The organism is Salirhabdus sp. Marseille-P4669, from assembly GCF_900240405.1.
Classification (GTDB): Bacteria; Bacillota; Bacilli; order Bacillales; family Alkalibacillaceae; genus OEQK01.
In genome coordinates, this window is the sequence record NZ_OEQK01000008.1 from 133,555 (window position 1) to 154,635 (window position 21,081).

Annotated in this window: 19 protein-coding genes, 1 pseudogene and 1 riboswitch; of the genes and pseudogenes, 7 read left to right on the forward strand and 13 right to left on the reverse strand. The window is 36.1% G+C overall.

The window, feature by feature from the left end:
* Positions 1 to 73: 73 nt before the first annotated feature.
* Positions 74 to 1,588, reverse strand: coding sequence for an osmoprotectant update ABC transporter permease/substrate-binding subunit OpuFB (gene opuFB / locus C1A05_RS15245; protein ID WP_102029106.1), 1,515 nt, complete (start codon positions 1,586 to 1,588; stop codon positions 74 to 76).
* Entirely contained in the window at positions 1,581 to 2,546 is a 966-nt protein-coding gene (locus C1A05_RS15250; RefSeq protein ID WP_102029107.1) for an ABC transporter ATP-binding protein, read from the reverse strand. The genes opuFB and C1A05_RS15250 overlap by 8 nt, the downstream gene beginning before the upstream one ends.
* Positions 2,547 to 2,898: 352 nt before the next feature.
* Here C1A05_RS15250 and C1A05_RS15255 point away from each other — a divergent pair, with 352 nt between their 5' ends.
* The 3 genes from C1A05_RS15255 (at position 2,899) to C1A05_RS15265 (ending at position 5,380) form a co-directional block, all read left to right on the forward strand.
* On the forward strand, positions 2,899 to 3,438 hold the full coding sequence (locus C1A05_RS15255) for a sigma-70 family RNA polymerase sigma factor (RefSeq protein WP_102029108.1): 540 nt from the start codon (positions 2,899 to 2,901) through the stop codon (positions 3,436 to 3,438).
* Positions 3,416 to 4,831 (forward strand): DUF4179 domain-containing protein, encoded by a 1,416-nt coding sequence (locus tag C1A05_RS15260; RefSeq protein ID WP_159462096.1) that lies wholly within the window; start codon positions 3,416 to 3,418, stop codon positions 4,829 to 4,831. Before C1A05_RS15255 ends, C1A05_RS15260 begins: the two co-directional genes overlap by 23 nt.
* Positions 4,832 to 4,978: 147 nt before the next feature.
* Positions 4,979 to 5,380, forward strand: a complete 402-nt coding sequence (locus C1A05_RS15265) for a VOC family protein (protein WP_102029110.1) — start codon at positions 4,979 to 4,981, stop codon at positions 5,378 to 5,380.
* Positions 5,381 to 5,673: 293 nt separating this feature from the next.
* On the opposite strand, the gene C1A05_RS15270 is transcribed toward C1A05_RS15265, so the two are convergent.
* Entirely contained in the window at positions 5,674 to 6,123 is a 450-nt protein-coding gene (locus C1A05_RS15270) for an NUDIX hydrolase (RefSeq protein WP_102029111.1), read from the reverse strand.
* Between the two features lie 139 nt (positions 6,124 to 6,262).
* Between C1A05_RS15270 and C1A05_RS15275 the strand changes: the two genes are divergently transcribed.
* Positions 6,263 to 6,997: a sulfite exporter TauE/SafE family protein gene (locus tag C1A05_RS15275; protein ID WP_102029112.1), complete on the forward strand. Its 735-nt coding sequence runs from the start codon at positions 6,263 to 6,265 to the stop codon at positions 6,995 to 6,997.
* A gap of 103 nt (positions 6,998 to 7,100) precedes the next feature.
* Here C1A05_RS15275 and C1A05_RS15280 read toward each other — a convergent pair whose 3' ends face one another.
* Entirely contained in the window at positions 7,101 to 7,586 is a 486-nt protein-coding gene (locus C1A05_RS15280) for a hypothetical protein (protein ID WP_102029113.1), read from the reverse strand.
* Positions 7,587 to 7,884: 298 nt separating this feature from the next.
* On the opposite strand from C1A05_RS15280, the gene C1A05_RS15285 reads away from it, so the two are divergent.
* Both C1A05_RS15285 and C1A05_RS18355 read left to right on the forward strand, forming a co-directional pair.
* Positions 7,885 to 8,673: a hypothetical protein gene (locus C1A05_RS15285; RefSeq protein WP_102029114.1), complete on the forward strand. Its 789-nt coding sequence runs from the start codon at positions 7,885 to 7,887 to the stop codon at positions 8,671 to 8,673.
* Between the two features lie 3 nt (positions 8,674 to 8,676).
* Positions 8,677 to 9,136: pseudogene (locus tag C1A05_RS18355) on the forward strand (hypothetical protein).
* 156 nt (positions 9,137 to 9,292) lie between these two features.
* On the opposite strand, the gene C1A05_RS15295 reads toward C1A05_RS18355, so the two are convergent.
* The 7 genes from C1A05_RS15295 to C1A05_RS15325 form a co-directional block, all read right to left on the reverse strand.
* Positions 9,293 to 11,224: a fructose-1,6-bisphosphatase gene (locus C1A05_RS15295; RefSeq protein ID WP_102029115.1), complete on the reverse strand. Its 1,932-nt coding sequence runs from the start codon at positions 11,222 to 11,224 to the stop codon at positions 9,293 to 9,295.
* Between the two features lie 151 nt (positions 11,225 to 11,375).
* Positions 11,376 to 12,254 carry a proline iminopeptidase-family hydrolase gene (locus tag C1A05_RS15300; protein WP_102029116.1) on the reverse strand — a complete coding sequence of 293 codons (879 nt, stop codon included), beginning with the start codon at positions 12,252 to 12,254 and terminating at the stop codon, positions 11,376 to 11,378.
* A gap of 142 nt (positions 12,255 to 12,396) precedes the next feature.
* The gene (locus C1A05_RS15305) at positions 12,397 to 12,732 is read right to left on the reverse strand and encodes a hypothetical protein (protein WP_102029117.1); all 336 of its coding nucleotides are present in this window, start codon (positions 12,730 to 12,732) and stop codon (positions 12,397 to 12,399) included.
* Between the two features lie 33 nt (positions 12,733 to 12,765).
* Positions 12,766 to 14,670 (reverse strand): DUF6792 domain-containing protein, encoded by a 1,905-nt coding sequence (locus C1A05_RS15310; protein WP_102029118.1) that lies wholly within the window; start codon positions 14,668 to 14,670, stop codon positions 12,766 to 12,768.
* 20 nt (positions 14,671 to 14,690) lie between these two features.
* Positions 14,691 to 15,293: a hypothetical protein gene (locus tag C1A05_RS15315; RefSeq protein WP_102029119.1), complete on the reverse strand. Its 603-nt coding sequence runs from the start codon at positions 15,291 to 15,293 to the stop codon at positions 14,691 to 14,693.
* Between the two features lie 366 nt (positions 15,294 to 15,659).
* On the reverse strand, positions 15,660 to 16,829 hold the full coding sequence (locus C1A05_RS15320; RefSeq protein WP_102029120.1) for a toxic anion resistance protein: 1,170 nt from the start codon (positions 16,827 to 16,829) through the stop codon (positions 15,660 to 15,662).
* 26 nt (positions 16,830 to 16,855) lie between these two features.
* Entirely contained in the window at positions 16,856 to 17,485 is a 630-nt protein-coding gene (locus C1A05_RS15325; RefSeq protein ID WP_234998590.1) for a 5-bromo-4-chloroindolyl phosphate hydrolysis family protein, read from the reverse strand.
* Between the two features lie 308 nt (positions 17,486 to 17,793).
* Here C1A05_RS15325 and C1A05_RS15330 point away from each other — a divergent pair, with 308 nt between their 5' ends.
* Entirely contained in the window at positions 17,794 to 18,348 is a 555-nt protein-coding gene (locus tag C1A05_RS15330; RefSeq protein ID WP_102029121.1) for a hypothetical protein, read from the forward strand.
* Positions 18,349 to 18,397: 49 nt separating this feature from the next.
* Here C1A05_RS15330 and C1A05_RS15335 read toward each other — a convergent pair whose 3' ends face one another.
* Together C1A05_RS15335 and C1A05_RS15340 are read right to left on the reverse strand one after the other, a co-directional pair.
* Positions 18,398 to 19,435, reverse strand: a complete 1,038-nt coding sequence (locus C1A05_RS15335; protein WP_102029122.1) for an aromatic ring-hydroxylating dioxygenase subunit alpha — start codon at positions 19,433 to 19,435, stop codon at positions 18,398 to 18,400.
* The gene (locus tag C1A05_RS15340) at positions 19,422 to 20,795 is read right to left on the reverse strand and encodes a nucleobase:cation symporter-2 family protein (RefSeq protein WP_102029123.1); all 1,374 of its coding nucleotides are present in this window, start codon (positions 20,793 to 20,795) and stop codon (positions 19,422 to 19,424) included. Before C1A05_RS15340 ends, C1A05_RS15335 begins: the two co-directional genes overlap by 14 nt.
* 146 nt (positions 20,796 to 20,941) lie before the next feature.
* Positions 20,942 to 21,043, reverse strand: a riboswitch (purine riboswitch).
* Positions 21,044 to 21,081: the final 38 nt, after the last annotated feature.

Sequence of the window (21,081 nt, forward strand, 5' to 3'; positions counted from 1 at the left end):
AAGCAAAAGACACTCGCAAACATTTTCCATGTTTGTGAGTGTCTCAACCATAACGTATCAAAAATAAAGTACTTTACTTTAATAAACCTTCAGCAGCTAAAAATTCCTTCGCTACTTCAAACGGACGTTTACCTTCTACATTTACTTCATAATTCATTTCCCGCATCTCGTCATCCGTAATTTTTCCAGCCAATTTGTTTAGCGCATTCACTACCTCTGGATATTCATCAGCTGTTTCTTTTCTTAATAATGGGGCACCTTGGTATGGTGGAAATAAGTCCTGATCATCCTGTAAAACACTTAAGTCATATTGCTGCAGCTCGCTATCGGTCGAATACGCATCTACTAAATTAATATCACCAGATTCCACTGCAACGTAGCGTAGCTTTGGCTCCATCGTAACCAAATTCGGAAACGCTATACCGTACAACGATTGAATCCCTCGGTAACCATCTTCACGATCCGAAAACTCCAGTGTAAAGCCTGCTCTCACCTCGTCTTCAATCGCCTTTAAATCTGAAATCGTTTCTAGATTATATTGCTCTGCTAGCTCCTTTGTTACAGCTAAAGCATATGTATTGTTATATTGCATTGGCTCTAGCATAACGAGGTTGAATTTTTCGTAAAGTCCCTCTTTCGCTTGCTGGTAAACCGCTTCTCTATCCGTACTGTTCGCCGTTTCTTTTAAAAACTCAGAAATGGCCGTTCCCGTAAATTCCGGATAAATGTCAATACTCTCAGAAGTCAGCGCATTAAATACAAAGGATGTTTTACCTAATCCAGGCTTCAATTCTACCTGCAAATCTGTTTCCTCTTCTATTAACAGCTTATACATGTTGATTAATATTTCCGGCTCCGCCCCAAGCTTTCCTGCGATGACAATTTCTTTATTTTGATTAGCAAATAATGGTGCCAATACAATGACAAGTGCTATGACAACAATACTTCCCAGTGTTAGGAGTGACTTTTTAAAGGATAGACGCTCCAGCCTTTTCAATAGAAAATCAAACAATAAAGCCAATAATGCCGCTGGAATGGCTCCTAGTAAAATAAGATACGTATCATTCCGGTCAATACCAAGTAAAATAATATCCCCTAATCCTCCAGCACCAATTAATGCTGCCAATGTTGCCGTCCCAACAATTAAAACCATTGCAGTTCGAATTCCTGCCATAATGACAGGCATTGCTAAAGGCATTTCAACTTTAATGAGTCGTTTTCGATTGTTCATCCCCATCGCCCGAGCTGCCTCGATTAACGATGGATCAACTTCCTTTATACCTGTATAGGTGTTCCTCAAGATAGGAAGCAACGCATAGGCCACTAACGCGATAATAGCTGGAACCTTCCCAATTCCAAACAATGGAATCAGAATACCTAACAATGCTAAGGAGGGAATGGTTTGCAATACTGCTGTTATTCCAATAATTCCCTCGGAAATCTTTTCCTTTTTCGTTAAATAAATACCTAAAGGGATTGCGATTATACTTGCTAGAACTAATGCAATGAAGGAAATTTGAATGTGCTCCAGTAACGAATCCCAAAGCTCTACTTTTCTTTCTTGAAAGACTTGGATGAAATTATTCATTGGAAATACCTCTTTCTTGTAGCCTTGTGGACAGATGCTGGATTATCATTTGACGATTTACCACACCTATTGCTTCCCCATCCTTTTCTACTGTTACCTGTTCATGTTCGGAGAGCTTTTCCAATAGTTCATCAAGTGATGAAGAATACGATACAACTGCCCCAGTTTCCAGGCTTCCTTCATCCTCAACGGGAAGGAGAAGCTCTTCTAAATAAAAGTCTTCAAAGCCGTGTCTTGCCGTATCCCCTACAAATTGTTTTACAAACGCATTTACTGGATGATGAATAAGCTCCTCTGGGGTACCAACCTGAACGACTTTCCCATCCTTCATGATGCAAATCCGGTCCGCAAGCTTTAGTGCCTCTTGCATATCATGGGTGACAAACACAGTCGTCTTTTTCAGCTTTTTCTTTAATGCAAGCAAGTCATCCTGAAGCTTTTCCCGACTTATTGGATCCAAGGCACTAAAGGGCTCATCCATTAAAATAATTTCGGAATCCGCTGCAAGCGCTCGTATGACCCCTACTCTTTGCTGCTCTCCGCCTGATAGTTGACTCGGTTTCCGCTTCGCATAAACCTCTGGATCCAAACCGACCATTTCCAACAGTTCGTGTGCCCTTAGCTTCATCTTCTCCTTTGGCCACTTTTTCATTTCTGGAACAATCGTAATGTTTTCTTCAATGGTCATATGAGGAAAAAGAGCAATTTGCTGCAAAACATACCCAATTTCCCATCTTAATTCATAAATGTTATATCCACTTACCTCTTTTCCGTTAATGTAAATCATCCCATCTGATTGGGGGACAAGCTGGTTGATCATTTTCAAGGATGTGGTTTTCCCGCTTCCACTAGGCCCAATAAAGACAAAAAATTCACCTTGTCGAATCTCTACATTTAACGAATCCACAGCAACGGTACCATCATCATATTTCTTTGTGACATTTTCAAATTTAATCATAAAAAAGGACCCCTTAACAGTTTCTTATCGTAAAGTGTACCAAATCTTTGTGTTCATTTCCTGTTATGGAATTTTTCACCGACATAGTTAGAACTTTTATGAAGGCACACTTTAAGCTACGGACAGTTCATATACTAGGTTTTTTTCAATTTATCTTTTTCATAAAAGCTGCGCAAAATTATGATACGATTACATCACAAAGATACGAAATGAAGAACATATTACTCTCCCTTATGACTACTCTTAACTTAAAAGAAAAGTAAAAGCTAGGAGAAAATCATTTTCTTCTAGCTCATTTTTTTGAAACTTTTTCATCCGTTACTTGCTCTAACTGGTGAAAGGAGGTTAAACCTTGGAACATTTATCTCTAGTAAAAAAAGCAATAAAGGGAAACGAAGAAGCCTTTGAAGCACTTGTGAAAAGCGAAAGTGAGAAACTATATAAAACTGCTTTTCTTTATGTCCGGAATAAAGAAGATGCTTTGGATGTAGTTCAGGAAACAATCTATAAAGCCTACATATCTATTCAACAAATCAATCAGCCCGAGTTTTTTAATACATGGTTAACAAAGATATTAATTCGCACAGCTTATGATGTCTTACGAAAAAGAAAGAAAATCGTTTTTGATGATAAACTTTTAACCAACATTTCAAACGTTAGCAATCAAGATGTGGAAGGAAAGATGGACGTAATCAATGCAATATCAGGATTAAGCAAAAATTATCAAACGGTTATTATCTTATTTTACTACCATGACTTATCCATTCATCAAATTGCTGAAACAATGAGCATACCAGAAAACACAATTAAAACATATTTAAGAAGAGCAAAATTGGAGCTAAAAAATAGGATTGGAGGAGTAAATGACAATGAACAAAGAGCGTTTTCTTGAAGAAATAAATGAAATAGATGTTCCAAAGCATGAACTATTTACTGCCATCGATAAAGGGTTGGCAAAAGGACGGAAAGAAAAAGTTCCGAAGAGAAAGTCGAAACGGAAATTATTTACTGCTGTTTCATCCATTGCCGTAGCCACATTTTTAGCTGCAGGTTTCATTTTTGCACCGATTTCCTATGCTTTATCTACCATTCCACTATTGGGTTCCATTTACGATAAGGTTGGATTGCAAATCGGGTATGAGTTATTAGAAAGTGATTTGGTGACCGAGCTTAATCAAAAGGCTACAAGTAATGGCGTCGATATTACGATAACCAGCGCTTATTACGATGGAAATATTATTGGACTTACCTTTCATGCTAAAGGTGACAAAGTATCCATAGATCGTGTAGGTGAACATGGACCAGAAGCTGGATATAGCTTTCATCTATTTGATGGAAAGGAGCAAAATCAATGGGCTTCCACAATGACAGAATTAAAGGAAACAGAAGATGGATACATAGCTTCGATAGAATTTTACAACCCGAATACGGCTATCTCGAATAACGATACCTTACCCTTAACCTTTACAAACATTACAGGTGTTAAAGGTCTGTGGAATTTTGACGTCCCAGTCGAAAAAATCCCTTCTGAAACGATTTATTCAGAAGCTGAAACGAAACTCCAAGATCAAGGCTATTCACTAAAAATGGAGTCGATTATAAAAGGAAACGCAACAACAATAGTAAATTATGAAACGATTCTACCACGTGAGGGCAAAAACGATAGGATTAGAATTACAGTTTTTGACGATAAAGGAAATCGACTCGTAAAGTTCCATCCGAATGTTCTAACAACAGACGTAAAAGGAACATCTGTTATAAAAGAAAATCAGGAACTATTCAGTAGTAAAATTAGTGAAGATGCATCCTATTTAACAATCCAGCCTGAAATCGTAAAATGGGATCAAGATATTGTAAGTTCTCTTGATCAAACCACTCCTTTTGTCATTGAAAGTAGTAGATTTGACTATGCTATACAAGTAAATCGTATACAGCAGAAAGGAAATCAACTAGTACTGGATTATCATATCCAGAATATCGAAACAGGTTCCATCAAAGAGGATATTATCCAAAACTTTGCTGACTACATTACGATAATTAAGACTGACCAAATTACAAAAGATAATAATGGGGAATTGGATATGAATCAAATGCTAGAACTACAAACTCACAGTAACGAAGCAAAGATACTAGAGGATGGCAGTCTACATTATCAATCCACTTTTGAATTAAAAAATGATGAATCATTTAATTATCGGGATTATTCACTAGTTGTACCATTCGGAACACTGAGTGCGAATGAAGAACCTATTAAAATGAAATCGATACAAGTTGAATTACAGTAACATTGTAAAAAGGTGTTGAAATGGTTGTTTTTCAACACCTTTTTTATTGAATCTTTATTTTAAGAATGACAGTACTATTTAACGAATGGTTCAAACAATTATGCTATAGTTAGTTACAAAGTTAGGATTAAGAAAGGGGAATTTCCGTTGTCGAAGGGATTGCTTCATCATATTGAAATCTATGTATCCGATTTACAAAGAACTGTAGATTTTTGGGGCTGGTTTCTTGGTGAGTTAGGATACACTCCTTTTCAAAAATGGGATAGTGGACAAAGCTGGAAATTAGGGGATACATACATGGTTTTTGTCCAAGCAGAGGACAGATTTTTAGATGTTCCCTATCATCGACGCCGAGTGGGACTTAATCATCTAGCCTTTCACGCAAGTTCACGGCAACATGTTGATGAGATGACTGCTACGTTAAGGGAAAAAGGGATGAACATTCTGTATCCAGAGAAGCATCCCTTTGCAGGAGGAGAGCAATATTATGCTGTCTTTTTCGAAGACCCAGATCGAATAAAAGTAGAATTGGTGGCTCCTGCTGAATAGGAAATCTTATTAGTAAAAGGTATGGAAGATTCTATCGAATTCGCTTTGGAGTTCGACGTGGAAAATCAAAGAGGAAGTCACAATTATCTAAGGAAATTGAAACTCATTTTCTCAAGTAAAATTAAAAGGCATGAATCCGGCTCAATACCGCACTCATGCCCAACAAGCTGCCTAATAAAATATCATGTTTAACTGTTGGGGGCACTTTAGTATTAGCTCCAATCTTGTCGCTACTTTAACTGACGCACCCATTTCTTTATGTAGACTTCTTCACATCTTGTTGTTAATCATTATTATAATGACAGTGAATATTGTTTAATGAGGTTTTGAATTAATGGATTTAGTCCTTCTGGTAACTCATTAGCTTTAAAAAACTTTACATCCGTAGTTTCTTGATTGTCTGCTTTAAGAACCCCACCTTTTATTTCCTTTGTACTATACGCAACTGTAACAGGATAGAATTCATCCCCGTTTGGTAATTTAACAAAATGCTGTTTTCCGGAAAAAACTCCCACCAAATCCAGTTTACCTACTTTAATGCCAGTTTCCTCAAATACTTCTCTTCTTCCGGCTTCTTCCGTGGATTCACCTAATTCTAAAAATCCACCTGGAACTCCCCAAATTCCGTCCCTGCGTTTTTGTAATAAGAATTCACCTTCTTCATTTATTACAGCTACTGCAACTCCAACTAATATTAATGGCTGGTTTCCAACTACTTTGCGTAAATCTTCTATATACCCCATATTCCCCTCCTAAAATGACTCCATTTTTTCTAAACATAGTTCGACAATCGTAAATATTTCCCCTTCTTTTTCGACTAACCAGCCCCGTAATCTGTGGTATGCTAAAGATAAGATAGAACGTTGGGAAGAAGGCCATGTGATGGAATTTTTTATGTTTTTTTTAGTTGGATTTGCAGGTAATATAGTTGGTACGTTGGTAGGAGGGGCTGGACTGATTAGTTTACCGATTATGCTACTTATGGGAATACCAGTGCATTCCGCAATCGGTGCGAACAAGGTATCCAATACGGTCAGTTCACTCTCAAGCTTTCTTGTCATTTTTAAGAGTAAAGAAGTTTCCATGAAAGAAGCAATTTCAGTCGTAGTGTTCTGTCTAGGCGGAGGGATATTAGGCGGGCTTATTGCATCCTTTTTAAGTGGAAATATACTGACAATCATTGCAATAATTTTATTAAGCCTTGCATTTGTAACTTCTTTCCTGAGTAAAGGTAATTTTGATGGTACTGAACAGTTTAAGGTTACGAATAAATCAGGACCTGCACTGATTGGTATAGGTATGTACGACGGAATGTTTGGGCCAGGAAGCAGCACAATTGCCTTGTACTTATATGCAAGTCAAAAAATAGCTTATATTCGAGCTGTTGGCTTAGCAAGAATTGGGGTTTTTGCGAGTTGCTTTGGATCTGCCATCACCTATATCACAGCTGGTAAAATCATTTGGCCCCTCACTTTAGCATTAATGCTAGGAGCTATCGTGGGTGCGCAGTTCGGAGTAAAACTAGCACGTAAATTAAAAAACGAACATATAAAACCACTTCTTAGATTAGTAACAATTCTTTTAATCGTTCAGATGACGGTAGACTTTTTAAAATAAAAAAAATTCAAGTTCAGCCAACTAGACTCTATACAAAAAAACAACCATTATGAAATAATCTCTTATTTACTATTGCCCCCATTACTTGAAAAAAATATCGGAATTACTTTATCTGTAAAGTGTCTACTAGATTTTTTTCATAGTAAGAATACACCTCTTTATATAAGGATTTATCTTTTGCTTTATATAAATGCTTTCCTATACCTTTTTCAAATTCTATCCATATCATTGTTCCATCTTCGTGTACGTTGAACATTGGATAGATTTCTTCCTTGGAGTTATCCGTAATCGTAGGAATGACTAATAGTGAATTAGATTGTTCATTTTTTCTATATATTTCCGCTGCTTTTTTAGAAGAAATTTTTACAAAGTTAATTTCACTCACAAAGTTATAAAATGTTTCGATGTCTTTCTTATTAGATATAATCCCTTTTTTTCCTATATCAGAAAATTTCTTACCATCTCGAAAGGTACTAGCTTCAATTATAATCTCATCACTTTCTAATATATATGTAAGGTCAATCTTTTCTCTGCTGCAGCCTGTAATCAATAAGGATAAAATTATAAATAATAAAATGCTCTTTCCCATAATTCCCCCCCTTATTATAAAATCCTTCTCCGTTCATTTAAGATCAGATCCACGTATACTCCATTAACATTTATTGTTATCTTACCACAATTTACAAGGTGACCTTTAATTAGCATCAGAATTTACTGGTGTAATCCCAACAAATCCACAGTCCTCCAATATTTATAAAGCAATTCATAGTGGTGTTTATTTTGGAGATTTTGGAAACTGGTTTCCGTTCCAGACCAGTTCAGATTCGTATAATGGAGGACTTGTTTGGAAATAAATGATAAAAAACACATAAATAAGGTTGCTAAAAATGAACAATTATACGAATGACAACTCCGCAAGAAGATATCGTGCACATGTTAGCATTTTAGGAACAACACAAATTCACCTTAGAAATCCCTACATTATTGCGTGGTGGAGTGCGGCGTTCCCAGGGTTTGGACATCTTCTCTTATCCAAGTACCTCAGGGGGTTTGTCTTATTTATTTGGGAAGTTATCGTTAATATAAAAGCGAATGTTAACTTAGCTATGATTTATTCATTTCTAGGTGAGATTGAGCAAGCGAAGGAAATTTTAGATACACGTTGGTTATTAATCTATATTCCGGTTTATCTATTCGGAATATGGGATAGTTATCGAACAACAGTAGATTTGAACAAGGTTTTTGTTTTGGCTGAACGCGAGGAACATAGATTTAATACCTTTAGCATAGGCGCACTCGAAATAAATTATTTAGATAAAAGGAATCCTGCAATGGCTATTATTTGGTCATTATTTATACCAGGATTAGGTCAGCTTTATATACATAGGATAGTGACCGCTTTTTTCGTCATCATTTGGTGTGTAGTATTTTTTTATTATTCCCATGGCCTTGAAGCTATTTCACTTTTGTTTTTAGGCGAAATAGAACAGGCAACATCCGTTTTAAATCCCGAATGGCTGTTATTTTTTCCATCTCTATATGGTTTCTCTGTTTACGACTCCTATATGAACACAATCGAAAACAATAAATTATACGATAAAGAACAACGGAAATATTTTCAAGAGCATTATCAGTCTCAACACTTTAACGTATGGAAAGGAAAAAAGGTGGAATGATCCATGCAACTATTTTCAACCTTTGAACATAGTATAAATCTAGAGATGGCTGTTGTTACTTTAGAGAAAAAGGGTATTAATTAAAGAAAAGATATTTATTGTTCCTCTTGATAACCGAAGAGAAGATCATAACGTTTTAGATAACATACACCGTTCAGATGGAACTTCCTTAATTGATATTGGAGCAGCGCTAGCGACAGCATTTTCCGTAATTGGCGCAAGTATAGGCTTTAAGCTAGCATTAGGACCTATTTATTGGGGTCTAATAGGTGCATTTGTTGGGTTCATTGTAGGCTTTGCAATCCGTCTCTTTAATGAAAAGGTCATTAAAAAGAAGCGAAGACTTCTAAAGGGATTCCATTCTGAAATTATTGTAATTGTAGATTGTGAGGAGTCTCAAGGTGAGCTTGTTGAGAACATTTTATTTAGCCACTATGCATTAGGTGTAGCAAAAGTGAAGTAAGCTTGTGGAAAGACAACTAAACAAAGTCATGGAGAAAAGCTCTCCATGACTTTCTGTATATGACGTTATTCTTTGATTTTGTATACTCATGCTTTTGTGATTACGGATACTAAATTGCTATCTTTTATATCACCATAAACTTGGAAATTTTAATCATTACTTCATATAACGATATTCCAGCAAGCTATTCAACATCGCAATTTGCTGAATTAATTCCTCTCCAACATTGGTTTCTAACACCTTTTTCCGTTCTAGCTCTTTGTCTACCAGTCGTTTAACCGATAAAACATCTGTCCCATTTTTCAGAACGTCCTCTTTGGAATTAAAGTGTTTATGAGCAACTAGCTGCATCCCATAGGAATTATAAAGTAATGTGTATCCTGCGATTCCTGTTGTGGATTGATAGGCTTTGGAGAATCCGCCATCAATAACAACCATCTTACCATTTGCTTTAATCGGGTCCTCCCCATCAATTTCTTTTACAGGAGTATGACCATTGATAATATGACCATGCTCTGGATTTAGATCAAACTCCTTTAAAATTTTACGACAAATATCTTCTTGTTCTCGTAAATAATAGTAAGGATTTTTCCGTTCCTTGTGCGTTTCCTTATCCCGAATGAAATAACGCTCAAACGTAGTCATTTCTCTTTTTCCAAATAGAGAAGAGTGCTCACCTGTCCATAAATACCAGACCATATCGGTTGCTAGATCATCTGTCTCCTCTGGATGTGCGAATGCATGACGCAAATAATGCTCGAACGTATCTAATAGTTCCCGACCCGCATACTCTTTCTTGTCGATGACCATTTTTTCCATGTTTCCATTATCATCTACAGGAATACAGCCATGAATTAATAGGTTTCCGTTATATCGCAAATAGAGACTTCCTTTTTTCATTAGAAAATTCATATGTCTCGCCAGTTTTTCTGAATGCTGAACAGCAAATAATAGCTTGTTCATTACTTGTTCTTCTTCCTCTAGTAGCTGATCTGGCTGTTTTGGATTTACGGTTGCAAAGCAAGTATTTTCTAAAGGATACGTTTTACCGTTAATGGTAATCTTATTATTGTCATAATCGATTTGCTCCAGTAGAAGCCTTTTCGACATATTAAAGAATGGACGTCGCTTAATGATTGGCATTTCCAGTTTAAACTGAATCATCGCAATCGCTTGATGAATCTTCGTAATTTGTAATTCTTCTTCTTTGGATAAATGCTTATCGGACTGCCGCTTCGGTCGAAATGCCGGATTATCTCCATAGTATTTCTCCGCAAGATTAAGCAGTGGACGAAGATTAATCCCATACACATCTTCAATAATGTCTAAATTATCATAGCGTGCACAAATCCGTAAAATATTCGCAAGACAAACCTTAGACCCAGAAAAAGCACCAATCCAAAGCACATCATGGTTTCCCCATTGCACATCAACAGAGTGATAATTGATTAACGTATCCATTATTTTATCTGGCTCTGGTCCTCGATCATATATATCCCCAACAACATGGAGATGGTCCACAACCAATCTTTGCGTCGTATGAGCAAGACCAATAATCAGCTTGTCCGCTTGTCCCAAGGAAATCGTCTTTTGCACAATTCTCTCATAATAATGCTTTTTATTCGTAAACTCGTCTGTTTTGTACAGCAATTCTTCCACTATATATACAAACTGACTAGGCAGCGCCTTACGTAATTTCGAACGCGTGTATTTAGAGGAAGCATATTTAATGAGCTGAATTAAATAACTAATTATCTCGTTGTACCATTTATATAAATCCTGTTTATTATCAAACGTCTTCTTGATTAGCTGAATTTTTTCCTCTGGATAATAAACCAATGTGGCAAATTCATTAATCTCCTCTTCAGACAATACATTTGTAAAAAGATCCCTTATTTTCTCTTTTACCTTTCCTGAACCACTTCTTAATACGTGTTGAAAGGCATGATATTCCCCATGTAAATCACTAACAAAGTGCTCTGTCCCTTTTGGAAGATTAAGGATGGCATCAAGATTAATAATTTCCGTAACGACTTCTTCTTCACTATTATACTTTTCTGCCAGCAATTCTAAGAATTTTGTATTCAAGCTATGACATCCTCCCTGATCGTGTAATTTCCAGATGCTTGTAATATTACTTCTATTATAACTGAAAATGGGGAGGAAAGTTATAATAGAAGTAAAACGGTGATTCTACTAGCATTGGGGAACAAATAAACCTTTTACTGTTCCAGTTTTGTTAGATCGACTCATCTATCCCATTAAGAAAGTCCTTCATTACTTGCACATACTCCTCTTGCTCTTCTAGATAAGCCATGTGGGCACTATTTTCAAAAACGTGAAAGTGACTATTTGGTGTAAGACTGCTAAAATACTTCGTTGATTCAGGTGTCGCCTCATCATACCGCCCGCACGTAAAAAGGGTTGGAATATCAATGCTTCCGAGCTTTTCTGTGCAGTCGAAGTTTTTTAAATTCCCTGTTACATGAAACTCAGTTGGTCCCCACATGATGTTATAAATCTCTGCGTTTTTATAATGTCGGCCCTCTTTTAACCAATCCGGAAAATCGTGAAGCCTAGAAATAAAATAGCTTCCGAATACCTTCGTTGCTTCTTTATATGCTTCAGAATCGGTCGTTCCATTCGCTTCACATTCCTTCAATGTCTTCTGTACATCTAATGGTAACTTTTCGCGATTTCGGTCTTGATCCTTTGCCCATATTGGCGCACTTAAGCAAGGACTAGACAAAATCATACTCTTGATACCCTTTGAATGCCTTAAATAAAAGGCAGCAGCAAGTGTAGTACCCCAAGAATGACCAAGTATATGAAAGCTATCGAAATGCAACGCTTCCGTCACTTGGTGCAATTCTTCAACAAAACGATCAATATGCCATAACGACGGATCTGCTGGACGATCTGATCTACCACACCCCAATTGATCATAGAAAATAACAGGGCGGTCTACAGCCAATGCACTTAATTTTTGCATGGACCAATGAGAAGAACCTGGACCACCATGCAGAATGATAACTGGCGTGTTATCTGCTCCCTCGTTATGGACTTGATACCATACCTTTCCTCCGGTTACATTGATATATCCTTCTTTTGTACTCAATCTCTTCTCCACCTTTTATAAGATTATTATCATTATTATAACAGTTAGATTAATTCCGACGTATGTTTTCAATAAGGGGCATAAAATAAAAAATGTGTTGTATAGGATACAACACGATCTTGAATCTATTATAATTTTAAAATTAAGATTCATTCATTTTAATTACTTGATAATGCAAAGTGACTTTTTGATTATTCATATCCATAATTAAGAGTTCATAATCTTTAGCTTTATTTCTCATAATTATTTTATAAGCTTCGTGATAGTTCCGATTCATATTTTCATGCTCAGTGATTAACTGAACTATTTCATTAATAATTTCTCCATCACTATCCGAAGTTTCTTGATGAATAAAGTTTTCTAATTCATATCCCAATTCAGATAATTGATTGATATCATTTAGAAAACCAACCTCATTATCATTTAAATCCTCATGATTATCGAAAGTTTTTTCGATGGTCATTTGTTTCCATACCAAAGGGTATTCCCACCTTCCTATCCAACATAATTTTTAATTGATAATTTTGTTTGCTATCTCCTCATCCTTATCAAATAAACACTCTATTGAGAATTTCAATTTATACAAAAGCTCTCTGCCTCTATTAATTTCCTGTTCATAATAGGAAAACATGCTTTCAAAAGCACCTTTAAAATTATAACTCAATGGAGGTATGTCTTCGTGAACATTAATTTTCTTTAACAAATAGTAATATTGTGTATCATATGTAAATCTCCCAAGTATATCTTGAAACAGAAAAGGAGAGCCTTCCATTTCACCAATTTTTAAAATTAAGATTTTCTTTCTTTGTTCATAATCATCTAAATAGACAATATTATATCTTTGCTTCATTTTATTTAAAACATATTCCTTCTCATCATAGATAGACTGACCTTTTTGATAAATTCGAACCGGTAATGAAATGTTCACTTTTATTACTTGATCATTTTGTTTAGTATACATAATTAAATCACCCGATGTTGTATACTCTATACCATTTGCTTTTCCTAATGCCTTAACAACATAAAAAATTGAGTGTGCATTTGCACTTTTCTCAAATAAATCTATGATTTTGGATAAATTATCTTTGGTAACACTAAATCTATTTTTTAGACTACTTACACTATCTACAATTTTGAATACATTTCTAATAGTAAGTGACAATATAAATGGGTTTGTCACTTTAGAAACAAATCCTGGTGCCGAATTCATTATTCGATCTGTGTATGTGACAATTTCCTCCAAGTCATGTATAACACCTTTAATTTCCTTTAGTACTATCTCCTTTTCTTTATTTGTTAAATAACCTAAGTTTACAATTTCCTCTATAATTGGTTCTAGGTTTCTATGGACAATCTTTAACTTCTCAAGTAATTCTGGGACTCGAACACTCATTTCCTCAACCATAGGTAATAACTCATCTATTTTAGGAAGTAGTTTTACGTAGTCCAATCCTTTTAATTCCATAACATACTTTACTAAGCCAGCATTGGCACCAGTCATTTCATAGATGACTGCATCGAATCCTTTTGAATTATAAACATTACCGTATAAAGCTAAATATGCTTGAACTGCCTGAATGTCTTCATCAGGAATTTTTTCTAGTAAAGGAGTAATATTCTTCATGTTTGGAATCGAATCCACAAATTTATATTCACCAATTTCTATAAAACCACGGATAGATTGACTTACTGCGTATAATAAGTCCTCATCCGCAACTAAGTGGATTATGTTTTCCCCGGCATCTTTGTAATATTTTTCCGTGAATTTTTTAAGGGATGAAGGATCGATTGAATAAATTTCTGAATAGTTTCTGGCATTAATACCAAATTCATTAGATAAAGCCCTATAAAACTGTTCGTCAATATATCCTAATTGGTATGTTGATGGTGGCGCATCATTAATGACGTATACTTTATCAAATAATCTGTCAACTAACTGTAGTACTTGTACTGTATTCCCTCCAAGTGAATGACCTAGAGCAATTTTTAATAAATTTGATTCACTAGAGTTTGTTTTACGTAGTATAATTTCTGTTATTTTTTGTTCAAAAATCTGTGCATCTTCATATTGTTTATCATTTTGACCAACAAAAATCCCAAATAGATTATACATCCAATCTTCCGGACGCCAATTTTCATCTTCTGTTTTCTCACTTCCTCGTGAAATAGAATATACTTGATTTATTCCAGCAGCATCATCATAAAAGTGAATAATTGTACCATCAAATCCATTATGACCAATATTAAGTTCTTCCATATAATCTGCAGAATGATATATCTTAATCTGCGCTCTTAGATCACTACCTGTTTCCTCCATATATATTTTTTTAATTTCTTCTTCTGATAAACTATCATATTCTAAATCCATTATCCTTGCCCTAAGCTCATCAGTAAACAAAACTTCATTAATATTCATTCAATCACCGCCAATTCCCCCTAAGGCTTAAATCTAACAGAATGAAATACTTTTTTAGCCTTTTCCCTTTCTATATCTAAATTTAGCAGGCAATCCTGAGTACTGCTATAGCATTTAGAACTATACGACATACTCAGCGCTTTATTACTATTAGAAGACATGATATATGCTAAAAACACATAATAAAATCCGTTCTTCTCTTCACTAACTTTGTCAATGAATTCTGCATAATAAATATCATTATTTTTTTGAGTATACTTTCGAAATTCTCCTTCATATCCATTTGTTTTTGATAATGAGTTTAGATATGAATCAACCCACTTCGTACTTTCTTCATCTCTTAAAGTACCAACTACAACATAATCTATATTTTTTTCTACACTTGTTTCTCCAAAGTTAAACTTCTCATACTTTCCACCATCACTTTGATAATACACTTTATCCATATTCGCATTTTTGGGGAAATTTAACGTGAAGGCCTCAATTCCTGACTCAAACAGATAATACCCATTTTCCATTTCTTCTGTGGATGCCATAAAGTTACGAGTAAATTCATCCTGAAATGCATTGGTATTCGGTAACTTTTCTGGTTTTACCTTTTCGGCTTCCTTCTCTTTATCCATGCCGCTGCATCCTCCTATAAATAACAATAAAGTTATGCCAAATATTATTATTTTTTTCATTGAAAACACAAAACCTCCAAATGTTAAAAATTTCCTAATTAAATATTAGCATAAGACTATTATTAACATAATATCCTCAATAAAAATCAAAACAAATTACCCAGATTTAAAGGAGGAAGCAGAAAGAAACAGGAGGAAAGTCTTAGATAATGAGCCTTTTAGCATTAAGGAATAGATAATTCTATTAGTAAGATTAGTCCCCGACCGACATCATTGACGAAGTTCTCCATGTCATTTTCTATACAGATTGTTCTACTAGAAAATAAAAAAAGGCTATCGAGGGTTTCTCGACAACCTTTGGGCGTTTTATCCTTCCTTCAACTGCAACAGCTTATGCTTCAAGTCACTTTCCATTGCACTTAACTCATGCTCGGCTTCTAATCGTTTTCTCCTGCCTTCATCTTGTATTTTCAAGGTTTCTTCTAGTGTGGAAATTAAGCTTTCCTGTGTTTTCTTTAGGGTATCAATTTCAACAAGTCCTTGCTCATTTAATTTTGCTGTTTCAATGGTATTTGTTTTTAACATTTCAGCATTTTTTAAGAGAAGGTCATTTGTTGTTTGGGTAACTTGTTTTTGTGCTTGCACAGCATGATGTTGACGAAACATGGCAAGGGCGATGGCGATCTGATTTTTCCAAAGTGGAATTGCTGTCAAAATAGATGATTGTATTTTTTCCACAAGTACTTGATTTGTATTTTGAATTAATCGTATTTGCGGTGCACTTTGGATGGTAATTTGTCTGCTTAATTTCAAATCATGAATTCGCTTTTCCAAACGGTCTGCAAACTGAATTAAATCATTTACTTCCTGGAACTTCATTTGGTCGTTTGTTGCTTCGGCCGCTTTTCTTATCTGCGGTATTTCTGTCTTTTGCAATTCTTCTAGCTTCAGTTCCCCTGCAGCAATGTACACATTTAAAGCCTTAAAATATTCTTTATTGTGTTCATAAAGCTTTTCTAACATCTCTACATCTGATAATAAAACATCTTTATTGCGCTCTAGCTTCACGGTGATTCGATCAATTTGAGCGCTTGTTTTTTGATATTTCGATAGTAGCTCTTGCACGGAGCTCGATAGCTTGCCAAACATTCGCTTCCATACACTTTTCTTCTCTGGCTTCAATTCATCTGGGTCCATCTCATTAAATTTCTTCATTAAACTACTAATGATTTCCCCAACCTCACCAACATCCTTCTTTTGAACATGCTCCAGCATAGAGTGGGAAAAAGACAATAGCTTTGTTTGAGCCTGAGTACCATAGGAAATAATCGATTGGGTATTAGCTGGATCAATTTGCTTTGCAAGCTCTATCGCTTTTTCCTGGTCTTCCTCTGGTATCACATCGATTAACTTCCGTGGTTTTTCTTCGCTTATTTCTGCGCCTTCTTCTTTTGGAGTATGCTCAAATGGATTTGCTAATAAGTCATCCATTAAATTGCCATCCTTATTCAATTGCATCGCATCATTGTTGCTCATCCAAACACTTCCTTTCCTCTTACTATTTATGATTTCTTAACCGAGTTTGCGGATAATTTTGCAACATCTATTTCGAAGTGAAGTTGATCAATATCATCAGAAAGGATTTGATATAGATCGTTTTCGACTATTCGTATAAGCTCCTTTATCGTCCGTCGCGTTTCCAGCAGCGCCACTTCTACCTCGCCATTTTTCATTGGCTGGGAAGAAAGAAATGCATACTTTTCTATTAATTGAACGGCAGAGTCTAAATGGGAATAGTAAAACTTCTCCCCTTTAAAAAAGCGTTTTGGTTCTTTTTTGGTGACACTATAAATTTTCCGAATGATTCGCAATAGCTCCATAATATCTTTTATCGAGGACATTTGCCGAATGGAAAAAAGCGCTTTATGCATTCGACGGACTTTTTGTTTTGCTTCATCTAAATGCTTTCGAATATAACGATATTCCTTCATGGATAAGTGATGCTTTTTCAAAAAACGAAAACGCAAATAGACCGTAAGAATACCATATGTTAAAGCTGCACCAACCAATGATAGTATAATGGACCTCAAGAATGGCTGATCAAAAGCAAAAAAACTAACCAGCCCTGTAATAAGCATAACCGGAAATGCTATCATTAATCGAACGATTGCTGATAGAAACTTGTACATCATCTATCGACTCCTATCTCAACATCTATTCTATTTACGATTTAGTAGACCTGAAAGTTTCATCTTTTATGCATTACTTGTGACTAAACCTACCTCATTGTCATTATTTATTACAATAAGGTATGCGTGTTATACCTCCAATGGTCTCGGTATGTAATCTTTTCTAAGACCTTAGATGTATAGACAAGGATATTGTATGCTAGTCTGATTGAAGGAACATGAATCCAAAGGACCTTGTTCCCTTTTATTCCCCTTGTTATGATGAAACGTAACGTAATACCAAATAATGGTTTTCTTAGAGGTGTGAAGAAGTGAAGAAATTTTTTTGTTTCTGTTTTGGCATGTTTCTAGTTGTTACTGGATGTAAGGATGTGTCAGATGAGCCAACAAAAGCTATTCAATCGGTAGATACAAAATATGATATTTACGATTTTTCCTACATCAAAAAAGCCCCTGATGCAGATGAAGAGCACCCAATAGATGACGTTATCAAAATCTACTTTTCCGAATGGAGCATGGAAGGTAGCACGGTAATTGCGATAGATGTAGAAAATAGGGAAATATTTAAAGACCCACACTCTACACGGAATGGGATTGAATCTTTTGAGGATCCTGTTTTCGTGGAGGATGCGAGAGAGGTTTTGAAAATTATAGAAAAATATAACGTCCAAAAATGGAAGGAAGATTACACATTTGAAGACCCTTCCACTTATGAAGATGGGATAAGCTTTGATATATGGATTCAATTTTCGGACGGAACCGTTGATCGGCATGGCGGAGCAGGCACCTCGAAAAGCGCCATAACCCGGGAAGGCTTTGATACGTTAGCGAAGGAATTAATAGATTTTGTGGATACGAGATTATAATGTAAAACACACTCACAAGCCTCTACATTTGTGAGTGTGTTTTATCCTGTTAGGACGGTTGTAATTCTTCTGTCTTCGAATTTTTCTTTAATTTGTTCCGCTTTGCCTCATCTATCGGCATAGTGCCATTTTCAATTCCTAATTCATCCAACCATCGGCGATACGCAATTGTTAGGGCGTCGGATTTCAAATGCATTTCTGCTTGTAAGTCTAGAGGAAGTAATTCGGGCTTCTGACTTTCTACTATATCTAAGTCCTGATAGAATATCGTATCCTGAAATTCACGGAATGGCTCATCTGGTGCATCCAAATCATAATTTCTCGTTAGCAGCATAAAAACACTCGTTTGTTCATGGTCCTCTTGATTAACCGCTACTAAAATCGTAAATTCTTCATCCGAGCCTTCTGTTGTTTTCGTGAAGCGCGCTATCGTTGGACTTAAAATTTCATACACATAATCTGTATAGCCACCCTTAGAACGACCATCGGAATTTGGCTGATAAACTGGGATTTTACTCGTAATAAAGCGACCATCGATAAAGTTCACATCATAATCTACTACTTCTGCGTGGTCCGCATCACCTAACATACCTTCATGAACGAACATAAGATGGGATACATCTAAAAAGTTTTCAATAATTCTAGGTGCATTGGCTTTTACATCATATGGTCCACAAATGATTGTATGGAAGCCTTCCTTGTCATATTCCGGGTATGAAATCAAAGGTGCTGGTTCGTCCCCAAGGTTTACCCAAATAAGCCCCAAATACTCTTTGCAATGATACACCGTTGCTCTCGCCTTTTTAGGAATTGGTCGCTTACAAGGTAATGCTGGGATTTTAACACATGTTCCTTTTTCATCGTATTCCCAAGCATGATACGCACAAACGAGCTTACCATCAACGACCTTCCCTAATGAAAGGGCCGCTCCTCTATGAATACATAAATCCTTAAAAGCATGAACACCTTTCTGATTGCGAAAGATAACGACTCTTTCTCCAAGAACATGGACTTGTTTCGGATCGTCCTTTAATTCCTCGGCCTTACATACTGGATGCCAATCGTTCCAAAGTTTATCTTGTTGCATAATGGATTTCACCCCCATTCGGAGCAACCTTACTGTCCTCCGATTTTTCTGGAAGGACAACATTTAATAGCAATGCACCGATTGCTCCTACTGCTGTTCCTGAAGAAACGAAGTACGTCACAATGTTTGGTAGGCTATTCATTATTTCTGCAGGAATCATTACAGCAAACAACGCGAGCATGATTGGAACACCAATGACAATCATATTTCTTTCCGTAAATGGTTCATTTTTGATTACCTTAAAGCCATTCATCATAATCACAACACAAAGTATTGCAAAAACCCCATTAATTACAACAGCTGGAATACTAGCAATCACATTCATGAACTTCGGCATCATTCCTAAAAGCACTAGAATCAAACCACCAGCAATTATTGGTTTACGACTTTTCACCCCTGTAATCGCAATGATACCAGCGTTAGAGGAATATCCTGTAACCGGTGTTCCACCAAAGAAAGAGCCAGCAAAGCAGCCTAAGCCTTCCCCGAATGCGCCACCATTCAAACGCTTCTCATCTAGCTTTTCGCCAGTAACTTCACCAACAGTAAACCATGTTCCAGTTGTTTCAATAACAATAATGAAATAAATTGCCAGCATGATTAAGATGGCATCTAATTCAAAGGTTGGTGTTCCAAATGCAAAGAGGCTAGGTAAAGCAAACCAAGATGCATCCTGAACCGATGAAAAATCTACTAATCCAAAGAAAGAAGCAACGATCGTGCCAGTTCCTAAAGCTAAAATAACAGATGCTACCTTCACAAACTTAAATCTGTTCTTTACCTTTTCCCCAATATACATACAAACGATAAGTACTCCCGCTGTAACAAAGGCAATGAGCATGTTAACGTTATAGCTGCCAGATGCCGTATAAATGGAGTTGATTGCACTAGGCATCAGTGAAATTCCCACTACCACAATAACCGTACCCGCAACAATTGGCGGTATAAACTTCTTTACCACCTTACTAAACACCTTCAATGGACGTCCTAACAATGCAATTAAAAGCGCCCCTGGTATTAAACTACCAATCATGGCCCCAACTCCTGAAGTTGTACCAATTGCTGCTAGTGCACTAAGCGGCACAAAGGAAGGTCCTTGCATAACAGGAAGCTTCATCGCAAACCCAGCTTGGATAAGGGTCGCAATTCCACAGGCAATAAAGGTCATTTGGATAAGTAATGCACTATCCGCAACAGAAAACGATAATAACCCAGCCAAAATGATTGGAGGAATAAAGAGATCCATTGCTAACACATGTTGAAGGCCAACAAATATGGATTTCCCGACGGAGACATTCTCTTGTTTACTATTTTGCTCTTCACTCTTTAACTCAGAATCTATGTTTCTAGTCGTACTCATTTTCGAACTCCTCCCACTTTTTGGATATTTGTCGTTCTCCATATAATCCTACAGAAAAAAGCTCGAAATACATGCTTACTATGTAAAAGCATGTACTTCGAGCTCTAAAAGTTCGAAACAAGAAAAGCATCTATCAAAAATAGAGGCTATCCGTACTCGCTTTCCATAGTCAGTTTATTTACGGTAAACTGGTAGAAACTTGCAGGCCATATCCCCGCGATTATATGAAAAACTTGATTAAGTTTGTATTTAGTATACCACCGTTTTTTCACATTACAAGTATCTT